This is a genomic window from Streptomyces sp. NPDC056948 (genome assembly GCF_042674225.1).
Taxonomy (GTDB): domain Bacteria; phylum Actinomycetota; class Actinomycetes; order Streptomycetales; family Streptomycetaceae; genus Streptomyces; species Streptomyces purpurascens.
In genome coordinates this window covers 1-6,637 of sequence record NZ_JBHUQX010000473.1, presented here as the reverse complement: position 1 = coordinate 6,637, position 6,637 = coordinate 1, and the positions used below count along the sequence as shown (strand labels likewise).

Here is a 6,637-nt window from a genome sequence, read left to right as displayed (position 1 = left end):
AGCCCGCACAGCCCGAGCCGGTACAGCCCGAGGCGCCGGAGCCGCCGGCCCCCGTCGCCACCGTCCCCGCACCCCGCGACGGCGACGCCGAACTCGTTCAGAACGCCGACGACCTGGACACCCGGGCCGCCGACCAGGAAGACATGGCCGACCAGGCACGTCACGACGAAGAGAGCACGGCGCCAGTGGCAGAGGCACGACAGTCCACCGGTCCCGCCGCCCCCGCGTACGACGCCGCCGAGCGCGAGGCCGTACTGAAGGTCATGCGCGAACGCCGCGACATCCGCAACGGCTTCCGCAGCGACCCGATCCCGCACGAGGTGCTGCTCCGTGTCCTGGAGGCCGCCCACCACGCGCCCTCCGTCGGCCACTCGCAGCCCTGGGACTTCGTCGTCATCCGCTCCGCCGACACCCGGCGCGCGATGCACGAACTGGCGATGCGTCAGCGCGACGCCTACGCGAAGTCCCTCCCCAAGGGCCGGGCCAAGCAGTTCAAGGAACTGAAGATCGAGGCCATCCTCGACACCCCGGTGAACATCGTCGTCACCGCCGACCCGACCCGCGGCGGCCGCCACACCCTCGGCCGTCACACCCAGCCCCAGATGGCGCCGTACTCGGCGGCCCTGGCCGTGGAGAACCTCTGGCTCGCCGCCCGCGCCGAAGGCCTCGGCGTCGGCTGGGTCAGCTTCTTCGACGAGCGCGAGATGGTCCGCGCCCTCGGCCTGCCCGAGCACCTCGAAATCATCGCCTATCTGTGCGTCGGTTACGTCGACGAGTTCCCGGACGAGCCCGAGCTGTTGCAGGCGGGCTGGTCCAAGCGCCGCCCGCTGTCCTGGGTCGTGCACGAGGAGACGTACGGCCGCCGCGCACTTCCCGGAGAGGAACCGCACGACCTGCTCGCCGAGACCGTCGCGCAGATCCGCCCGCTGGACGCCAAGGCGCTCGGCGAGGCGTGGGAGCGCCAGAAGCGCATGACCAAGCCGGCCGGTGCGCTGGGCATGCTGGAGATCATCTCCGCGCAGCTCTCCGGCCTGTCCCGCCAGTGCCCGCCGCCCATCCCGGAGCCCGCGGCCGTCGCGATCTTCGCCGGCGACCACGGTGTGCACGCGCAGGGGGTCACCCCCTGGCCGCAGGAGGTCACGGCCCAGATGGTGGCCAACTTCCTCGGCGGCGGCGCCGTCTGCAACGCCTTCGCCACCCAGGTGGGCGCCGAGGTCTGCATCGTCGACGTGGGCGTCGCCGCCGACCTCCCGGCCACCCCGGGACTGCTGCCCCGCAAGGTCCGGGCCGGTACGTCCGACCTGACCACCGGGCCCGCGATGACCCGCGAGGAGGCCAAGCAGGCCATCGAGGTCGGCATCGAGACCGCCCGCGACCTGGTCGCCGCCGGCAACAAGGCCCTGCTCACCGGCGAGATGGGCATCGCGAACACGACCGCGTCCGCCGCCCTGATCTCCGTCTTCACGGGTGCGGAACCGGCCGAGGTCACGGGCCGGGGCACCGGCATCAACGACGAGACCCTCGCCCGCAAGACGGAGGTCGTCCGCCGGGCGCTGGAGCTCCACCAGCCGGATCCGGCCGACCCGATCGGTGTGCTCGCCGCGATCGGCGGCTTCGAACACGCCGCCATCGTCGGCCTCCTCCTCGGCGGCGCCTCCCTGCGTACGCCGGTGATCCTGGACGGCGTCAGCGCCGGCGCCGCCGCCCTGGTGGCCCGCGCCATCGCCCCCGAGGTCCTGGCCGCCTGCATCGCCGGTCACCGCAGCGCCGAGCCGGGCCATGTCGCGGCCCTCAACAAGCTGGGCCTGCGCCCCTTGGTCGACCTCGACCTCCGCCTGGGCGAGGGCACGGGCGCCCTCCTGGCCCTGCCGCTGGTGCAGAGCACGGCCCGGGCGATGCACGAGGTGGCGACGTTCGATTCGGCGGGAGTCACTGAGAAGTAGGTGCTGAGGGCCGGCCATGGTGCTCAGCCACTGGACCACCGGAGCCGTCCTGACTCCTGCCCATTAAAATTCGCACGTCAGGGCTATCGCACCGCCGTCAACAGGAGCCGCACCCCCATGGCCGAACACCCCGCCTACCCCGTAGGCCTCCGCCTCACCGGCCGCCGCGTGGTCGTTCTCGGCGGCGGCCAGGTCGCCCAGCGCCGCCTTCCGGCACTGATCGCAGCAGGTGCGGACATCTTCCTCGTGTCCCCCCGGGCCACCGCCTCCGTCGAAGCCATGGCGGACGCCGGCGAGATCACCTGGCATAGGCGCCGCTATGAGGAAGGCGACCTCGAGAACGCCTGGTACGCCCTCATCGCCACCGGTGACACGGAGGCGAACACCCGGGCCTCCGCCGAAGCGGAGCGCCGCCGCGTCTGGTGCGTCCGCTCCGACGACGCCGACGAGGCGACGGCCTGGACCCCGGCCACCGGCCACAGCGAGGGCGTCACGGTCGCCGTCCTCACCACGGACGCCAAGGGGCGCGACCCCCGCCACACCGCCGCCATCCGCGACGCGGTCGTGGAGGGCCTGCGCGACGGCACGCTCGTCGCCCCGCACCACCGCACCCGTACGCCCGGAGTCGCCCTGGTCGGCGGCGGCCCCGGCGACCCGGACCTGATCACGGTCCGCGGCCGCCGCCTGCTCGCCGAGGCGGACGTCGTCATCGCGGACCGCCTCGGCCCGCGCGACCTCCTCGCCGAACTCCCGCCCCATGTCGAGGTGATCGACGCGGCGAAGATCCCCTACGGTCGCTTCATGGCCCAGGAGGCCATCAACAGCGCGCTGATCGAGCACGCGAAGCAGGGCAAGTCGGTCGTCCGCCTGAAGGGCGGCGACCCCTACGTCTTCGGCCGCGGCATGGAGGAGCTCCAGGCCCTCGCCGAGGTCGGCATCCCGTGCACGGTCGTCCCCGGGATCTCCAGCTCGATCTCGGTCCCGAGCGCGGCCGGTATCCCGGTCACCCACCGCGGCGTCGCCCATGAGTTCACCGTGGTCAGCGGCCATGTCGCGCCCGACGACGAGCGTTCCCTGGTCGACTGGCCGTCCCTGGCCAGGCTGACCGGCACGCTGGTGATCCTGATGGGCGTCGACAAGATCGGAAAGATCGCCGAGACACTCGTCGCGCACGGAAAGCCGGCCGACACCCCCGTCGCCCTCGTCCAGGAAGGCACGACGGCCGCTCAGCGCCGGGTCGACGCGACCCTCGCGACGGTCGGGGAGACGGTCCGTACCGAGGACGTGAAGCCCCCGGCGGTCATCGTCATCGGCGAGGTCGTGAAGGTCGGACCCACGGCCTCCGCGCCCCGCGAGTAACCCCGGGTAACACAAACCGTACCGAGCCGTTGGCACCGCACCCAGGACAAGGCAGTATCACCCTGTGGCCGATCTCATCACCGTCGAGGATCCCGACGACCCGCGCCTCTCCGACTACACCGGCCTGACCGACGTGGAACTGCGCCGCAAGCGCGAACCCGCCGAGGGCCTCTTCATCGCCGAGGGCGAGAAGGTCATCAGAAGGGCCAAGGAAGCGGGCTACGAGATGCGGTCCATGCTGCTCTCGGCCAAGTGGGTCGACGTCATGCGCGACGTCATCGACGAGCTCCCGGCCCCGGTCTACGCGGTCAGCCCGGAGCTCGCCGAGCAGGTCACCGGCTACCACGTGCACCGGGGCGCGCTCGCCTCCATGCAGCGCAAGCCCCTGCCCACGGCGGCCGACCTCCTGAGGACCACCCGCCGCGTCGTGATCATGGAGTCGGTCAACGACCACACCAACATCGGCGCGATCTTCCGCTCGGCCGCCGCCCTCGGCATGGACGCGGTCCTGCTCTCCCCGGACTGCGCCGACCCCCTCTACCGCCGCAGCGTGAAGGTCTCCATGGGCGCGGTCTTCTCCGTCCCGTACGCCCGGCTGGACACCTGGCCCAAAGGCCTGGAGTCGGTCCGCGAGGCCGGCTTCACGCTTCTCGCCCTCACCCCCGACGAGAAGGCCCGGCCCCTCGACGAGGCCGCCCCGCACACCATGGACCGCGTGGCCCTGATGCTCGGCGCCGAGGGCGATGGCCTGTCCACCCAGGCCCTGGTCGCCGCCGACGAGTGGGTCCGCATCCCCATGTCCCACGGCGTCGACTCCCTCAACGTGGGCGCGGCAGCGGCCGTGGCCTTCTACGCCGTGGCCACCGGCCGTCCCCAGGTCTAGGGACAGCGGCAAGACCGGGCCGGGCGAGGCCGCCGAGGCCCGTCAGCTACGAGTCCTACCGTCCGGCCGGGTGGGAACGTCGTCCAGCGGCTGCGACCGATGGACCTGCTGCTCCCGTACGCCGCCTCCGTCGCCGCCGAGTCCCCGCGCCGGGCCCTGACAGCCCTGCACCAGGGCGATGCCGATCGCCACCAGCAGCGTGACCACGACGAACACGAACAGCCGCTGCCGCAGCAACCGTGGATTGGCGGGCCGCAGCCCGGTCCCCGTCCTGGACGGACGCCCGGTACCGCTGTGCGGGGCGGGGCGACTGCCGCTGCCCGACCGGGTCCCGTTGCGCCCGGTGGGCGTCGGCCGCCCCCCGGACCGCGCCGACGCGCCGCGGCCGCGCGCCGGAGTCCTGCCCCGGTTCGCGCCACCCGCCTGCCGGTTTCCGTTCCCGCTTCCCGCAGGCCGCGCTCCGCCCCGGGCACCGGCTCCGCCGTGGGAAGCCGTACCGTCCGCGGACGGAACCCCGTCCCGGGACGGGGAGGAACCCCGCGGTGGGGGAGTGCCCCGGCCCCGCTGCGCGCCGGCCGGGCCCGAACCTTGCTGTCCCTGCGGACGCCGGGTCCGCTCGGGGTAGGTGTCGACGGGCCGCTCGGTCTCGGCGCCGCGCGGCGCGGGCGGCCGTACCCCGGCGAGGTCCTGTGCCTCCCGGGCCGCGATCTCCTTGAGCCGCAGCGACAGTTGGAGCGTGCTGGGCCGCTCCTCGGGGTCCTTCGCCAGGCAGGCCCGGACGAGCGGAGCCAGCGCGTCGGGCACGCCGTGAAGCTGCGCCTCCTCGTGCACGACGCGGTACAGCATCACCTCGGAACTGCCGTGCCCGAACGGTGAGTCGCCCATCGAGGAGTACGCGAGCGTGGCCCCGAGCGAGAAGACGTCCGTGGCCGGGGTGACGGTCGCCCCGCGCACCTGCTCCGGTGCGAGGAAGCCCGGCGAGCCGACCGCGGTGCCGACGTGGGTGAGCGTCGAGGCACCCGTGGCCCAGGCGATGCCGAAGTCGATGATCCGCGGCCCCTTCGGGGACAGCAGGATGTTGGACGGCTTCAGGTCCCGGTGCACGACACCGGCCTCGTGCACGGCGACCAGGCCCTCCGAGAGGGCCGCCCCGACGGCCGCGACATCGGCGGCGCAGAGCGGTCCCTCGGCGGCGATCTTGTCGTGCAGGGAGGGTCCGGGTACGTACTGCGTGGCGAACCAGGGCCGGTCCGCTTCGAGGTCCGCGGCCACGAGCCGGGCCGTGCAGCCGCCGCGGATCCGCCGAGCCGCCGAGACCTCACGTGCGAAGCGTGAGCGGAACTCCTGATCCTCCGCCAGGTCAGGGCGGATGACCTTGAGCGCGACCCGTTGCCCCTTCTTGTCGGAGCCCAGGTAGACCACGCCCATCCCGCCCGCGCCGAGCCGTCTGTGAAGCCTGAACGAGCCGACGACGCGCGGGTCCTCGCGCCTCAGGCGCATCATCGCCATGTTCATCCCCGCTGCCCGGTCCTGTGACGAGCCACAGCTTACGTTTCCACGGCCGCCCACGCGCAGAGGCCGCGCCCTCTCGGACCGATGGATTGTCAGTGGTGGGTGGGAGACTTGAAGTGTGGTCAGGGGGCGTGCGGACAGGCCGTGTTCGCGCGGGGGTCAGCCTCAACCACCTGCCACGGAAGGGGGATTGGACCCGTGAAGGGTGACCGTGTGGAGATAGTCGTGGACGCCGGTGACACGACGCGCACGTACGAGGTGGTAGCGAGCAGGGCGGGCCGCAGGGTGGAGACGGCGGTGCGCCGAGGTGTCGTGGAAGTGAGCGAAGTCACGCGAAGCGGGACAGTCGTGCGTACGGCCCGCTTCATGGCGAACCGGGTGCTGGCGCTGGTGGAACAGCCGATTCCGCGAGAGGAAAGCTCGGACAAAGCGGGGTGAGCCAGGCATCCCTTCGGGGAAGACCCTGAGACCCTGCTCTCCGTCTCCACCCAGGGGAGTACATCGCAGGTGGCGGCTCATCCTCCGGGAGGCCCGGCAATCGGTACGAGGGCATGACGCCCGGGGAGGCCCCGACACCTAGATTTGAGGTCAAGCGGCGGGTGTAGCACTCGTCCCCCGAGGTCAGACGCCCGCCGCTGCCAAACGACAACTGAGAACGGTCAGGAGAGGGACCATGGCCCACACGGCACCGCGGACGCTGGTCCGCACGCGGGAGCGATTCACGCTCCGGCCCCGCCGCACGGGCCGCCGCCACCCCTTGGTGGCGACGGTGATGGCCCTTCCCCTGGCGGTCCTGCTCCTCCTCGTCTTCGACGGGTGGGAGACAGTGGCCACACAGGCGTCGTCCGTGGGAGAGATGCTGGGGCGCTGAGCGGCGACCCCAGGCCCGGAAGAGCGGTCCGGGCGGGGACATCCACCCATGAAACCCCGTGGGGACGGG

General features: G+C 72.5%; 6 protein-coding genes. 5 read left to right on the top strand and 1 reads right to left on the bottom strand.

Annotated elements, in window-relative coordinates; all coding sequences use genetic code 11:
- From cobT to ACFTZL_RS38645, 3 genes are all read left to right on the top strand, one after another.
- Positions 1-1,943: nicotinate-nucleotide--dimethylbenzimidazole phosphoribosyltransferase (gene cobT / locus ACFTZL_RS38655; protein ID WP_382593264.1), on the top strand; the 1,943-nt coding region annotated here is incomplete at its 5' end.
- Positions 1,944-2,060: 117 nt separating this feature from the next.
- Positions 2,061-3,302 carry a uroporphyrinogen-III C-methyltransferase gene (cobA, locus tag ACFTZL_RS38650; protein WP_382593262.1) on the top strand — a complete coding sequence of 414 codons (1,242 nt, stop codon included), beginning with the start codon at positions 2,061-2,063 and terminating at the stop codon, positions 3,300-3,302.
- A 64-nt stretch (positions 3,303-3,366) separates the two neighbouring features.
- Positions 3,367-4,185, top strand: coding sequence for an RNA methyltransferase (locus tag ACFTZL_RS38645; protein WP_359896741.1), 819 nt, complete (start codon positions 3,367-3,369; stop codon positions 4,183-4,185).
- Between the two features lie 42 nt (positions 4,186-4,227).
- Here the strand turns inward: ACFTZL_RS38645 and ACFTZL_RS38640 are convergent, their stop codons facing one another.
- On the bottom strand, positions 4,228-5,700 hold the full coding sequence (locus ACFTZL_RS38640; RefSeq protein ID WP_382593258.1) for a protein kinase: 1,473 nt from the start codon (positions 5,698-5,700) through the stop codon (positions 4,228-4,230).
- Positions 5,701-5,895: 195 nt separating this feature from the next.
- On the opposite strand from ACFTZL_RS38640, the gene ACFTZL_RS38635 reads away from it, so the two are divergent.
- Both ACFTZL_RS38635 and ACFTZL_RS38630 read left to right on the top strand, forming a co-directional pair.
- A complete protein-coding gene (locus ACFTZL_RS38635; RefSeq protein WP_184981801.1) occupies positions 5,896-6,135 on the top strand; it encodes a hypothetical protein in 240 nt (79 codons plus the stop codon).
- Between the two features lie 235 nt (positions 6,136-6,370).
- Positions 6,371-6,568, top strand: coding sequence for a hypothetical protein (locus ACFTZL_RS38630; protein WP_382593255.1), 198 nt, complete (start codon positions 6,371-6,373; stop codon positions 6,566-6,568).
- Positions 6,569-6,637 lie beyond the last annotated feature (69 nt).